The 3,740-nt window shown below is 35.8% G+C and carries 3 protein-coding genes; all 3 read right to left on the bottom strand.

Going from position 1 to position 3,740, the window contains the following annotated elements; all coding sequences use genetic code 11:
* Positions 1-222: 222 nt before the first annotated feature.
* Positions 223-1,290, bottom strand: coding sequence for a glycosyltransferase family 1 protein (locus Q0413_RS04750; RefSeq protein ID WP_298987787.1), 1,068 nt, complete (start codon positions 1,288-1,290; stop codon positions 223-225).
* Positions 1,291-1,313: 23 nt separating this feature from the next.
* Positions 1,314-2,456, bottom strand: coding sequence for a glycosyltransferase (locus Q0413_RS04755; RefSeq protein WP_298987792.1), 1,143 nt, complete (start codon positions 2,454-2,456; stop codon positions 1,314-1,316).
* On the bottom strand, positions 2,449-3,740 hold a 1,292-nt coding region (locus tag Q0413_RS04760), incomplete at its 5' end, for an alginate lyase family protein (RefSeq protein WP_298987796.1). The genes Q0413_RS04755 and Q0413_RS04760, both read right to left, overlap by 8 nt.

Raw genomic sequence — 3,740 nt, forward strand, 5'->3', positions numbered from 1 at the left:
TATAAGCCAATTCACGTCAAAACAATATCAATTTCATCACGTTTTGCTGCAAGCAATTAATTTTATTACAAACCAGAATTCTATTACTCCAAGGCTTAACTTTTTACAAAATCCACAACCTACAATTGGTATATAAATTATCTAAAACAATTTATTGACTTTTTTAAAAGCAATCCTAAAAACCATATTGGCAAGATATTTGGTTGTAGATATCTTTATATTTTATAACTTATTTACTAAATTTATAATTTTCTGTGCCGATTCCTCCCAGCTGAATCGCTTAATATTTTCAAAACCTTTAGCGCGAAGCTCGTTTCTTAAATTCTTATTATCTAAAATCAATTCTATCTTTGTTTCTATGTCATAAATATTTGTTGGATCAAAATACAAAGCACCACTACCGCAAATCTCCGGCAAACTCGTAGTTCCTGAACACAATACCGGGCAACCACATGCCTGGGCTTCAATCGGTGGAATTCCAAAGCTTTCATATAATGATGGAAAAACAAAAGCGGTCGCATTCTGATAATAAGCCATTAATATATTTTCATCATTAATTTGTCCTACAAATCTTACGTATTCGTTACTGGCTGTATCGCTTGAACGAAATATTTTTTGATCACAGCCGCCCACTATGTATAATAGAATTTTTTTATTTTTACTATTTATGTTATTTATAGCTTTAATCAAATTTACTATATTTTTACTCTTAGAAACCGATCCAACATATAAAATATATTCTTCAATATTGCCATTAAAAATATTACTTACTATGTTATTTTTACTTCGAACAATATAACTATTATATACAACATCTATATTGCGATGTAAATTATATATATTTTTATAGTATGATAATATTTCCTGTTTCGTATAATTACTTACCGTAAAAATGAATTTACTATTTTTTATTATCAACGGAATTAGAAATTTATACATATTATGAAATAAAAAAGAATTCCATTCCTTATTTAAAAAAGACAAACTATGTATGACCGTAACTTTATTTTTATAGAATACTGGCGCCATATTGGCTAAATTTAATAACAATGGGTTCTGTCTCTTTACCAAAAACCTTGGTAATTCCAATTGCTCCCATAGATATCCTTGTAAATTTCCAATACAAATTACATCTAGCTCTTTTGCCACATCTATGTGAATTATATTTTTTGGAGCAATGAATAGAATATTATCTTTCAATATCCTTTTAAGCCACAATGAAATTTCAATTGCGAATCTTTGAACTCCAGTGATATTTTGGGTTAAAAACCTAGCATTCACAAACAGCATATCTTATACCTACAATAGAATATTTAATCCACATATATACCGATTTCCTTCAAAAAAAATTTTAAGATACAAAACCAAGAAAGTTTCTGCAAATCATATTCTTTACCATGACCATATTTTATTGCATTACAAAACTCGTCTTTTGTATTAACCAAATAAATTATATCACTCATATCTTTAATCTGCTCCCACTCTACGCTAACAACCCTTAACCCGCAAGCTAGATACTCATACATCTTTAAAGGATTTATACTATTTACTAAATCAGGATAATCCTTAACATTAAAAGGAATTATGCCCACCTGCGAATTATATAAAAACGCAGGAATTTTATTATACGATATAGCTCCCAAAATATGCACGTTTTTTAGCTCCCTAAGCAAGGATAGATCTTTTTGCTCCGGACCTATTATAATAAAACTATAATTTGGCAAATTTTTAGCACAGTAATACACTAAGTCCACATCAAACCAATCATGTATTGCGCCTACGTAAATTACCCTAGGCTCAGGAATATCTTCAAGCTCCTGCGGCAAAGACCTATCTGCCGCTTTAAAGAAATCAAGATCAATGCCATTTGGTACATATTTCATTTTAGATTTATCTTTTATTTGATCGTATTTTTCTTTTAAATTTCTCGCCGTATAAATGACTGTATCTACCTTGTTTGCGATATTTATCTCGGCATTAAACTGCACGTCCGAAACCGCATTAAAGCCTTTTGAATAATCAGCTATCCTTAAAATAGATTTCTTATAAATTATAGTATCCAATAAAAAGCCAAACAATGGGCTATCAAACCACAATATATCAACCTCGCCAAAACCCCGCTCCTTTATAAAATTTAATAAATTTGGATACGTAAAATTTTGCCAATTATTTAAAACAAAATTCGACGATAGAAATGGCTTGTTTTGAGGAGTAAAAAGGGAGCGTGGAACATAATAAAAAATACCGCCCGCGCTTTCACCCCCTTTTTTATAAATTCTTTCCCGCTCTTTCAGCTCGTTGCTATTTGCAAAAATTTTATGTATCGGCGAGATAGGATTTGAGATAAAAAGCACCTCATACCCTAGCTTTTCAAACGCCCTGGCATAGTGATGACTACCGACCTGAAACGGCGAAGTATAGTAATTTGCAACGGCCATTAAAACTTTTTTAGACATTTTTCATCAACTTCCCATATCCATTCGAATATAACTCAAATTTACTATAATAAAATTCCCTATTTGCCATATCGATAATCTCCAGCTCGCCCTCTTTTATCTCAAATTTTCTAATAATTTTTACGCCTTTGTATTCTGCGGTGAGACTTATAAAATTTTCTCCAAAATCCACCACTTCACATCTGCATTCCGAAAACATCCCAAATAGTCCTATCGCTCCCTCGCACCAACTATTTTGTTCCAGATCTCCCACAATCGGCACATTGTGCGCTCTGACGCTTCGAAATTCATTTCTTCTGCTAGGGATCGGCGTATAAAGATATGTACCGGGATCTCTCGCTATGTCGCGACCGTCTATCCACAACTCGTAGCCCAGCTTATCGTTATGCGTATGTCCGCCGTGATCATTCTGCCCGAGCGGCGTAGCGCAGATGGCAAGGTAAAAATTACCTGATTTTAAAATAAAAATTCCGCTGTCGGGATAAAATATATTTTTGATCTCTTGCGAATTTGAAATTTTAAATTCCATGCTTTTTCGGTGCGGCAGTTCGCCGAATTTCATGCCCGAGGCGATCAGGCTTTTGTATGTTTTATCGCCTGCTTGCAGCGTGCACCCTGCGAGCGAGCGAATAAAACTCCGCTCAAAGTGCATATCGTTTTTAAATATCTCATCGTCAAAAATCCCGTCCATGCAGCTAATTAGTGTAGAGTGGCTTAAGATATTTTCATCCCAAAACGGCTCGTCGCCACCCTCAAAGCCGCTTAAATTTAGATATTTTCGCGCGGCTTGTTCGTTGCTCAAAAACTCGCCGTTTGGGCTAAATTTAAAAAACCTACCGCTGTCGTTATCGCCGAATTGCGGTACTTCGCCGTTTGGTTTTGTAATGTCCGCGGTAAACCTGCCGATTTTATACAGCCTGTCCACGAACCACTGCGGCAGCGCTATTTGTCCGTTTAAAATTTTAAATTCCTGCTCGTTTGGCGGCATGAGTTTTGGCTTTTTGCGCCAAAGCTTTGCGTCGTAATTTTTTAGCGATGAAATTTTTTCACTTTTTAGACCCAGTATCAGAGCCGTGGCATATGCCATTAGCTCACCGCCTAGACGGTGATAGCTCGTAGAACTCTCAAAATTGCCGCCGTCTTCGTAAAATTCCTTTTTCATTTCACAGGTTATCTCTTGCACGGCAAACGCCAGCCACGCGTCCGTCTCGCCGCCGCCGTCCAAATAAGCGCAGCTCGAGGAGGACATGCAGCACGCGCTCGATTGCCGCCTCATCGCCCGCC

It is taken from the genome of uncultured Campylobacter sp. (genome assembly GCF_938045465.1).
GTDB lineage: Bacteria > Campylobacterota > Campylobacteria > Campylobacterales > Campylobacteraceae > Campylobacter_B.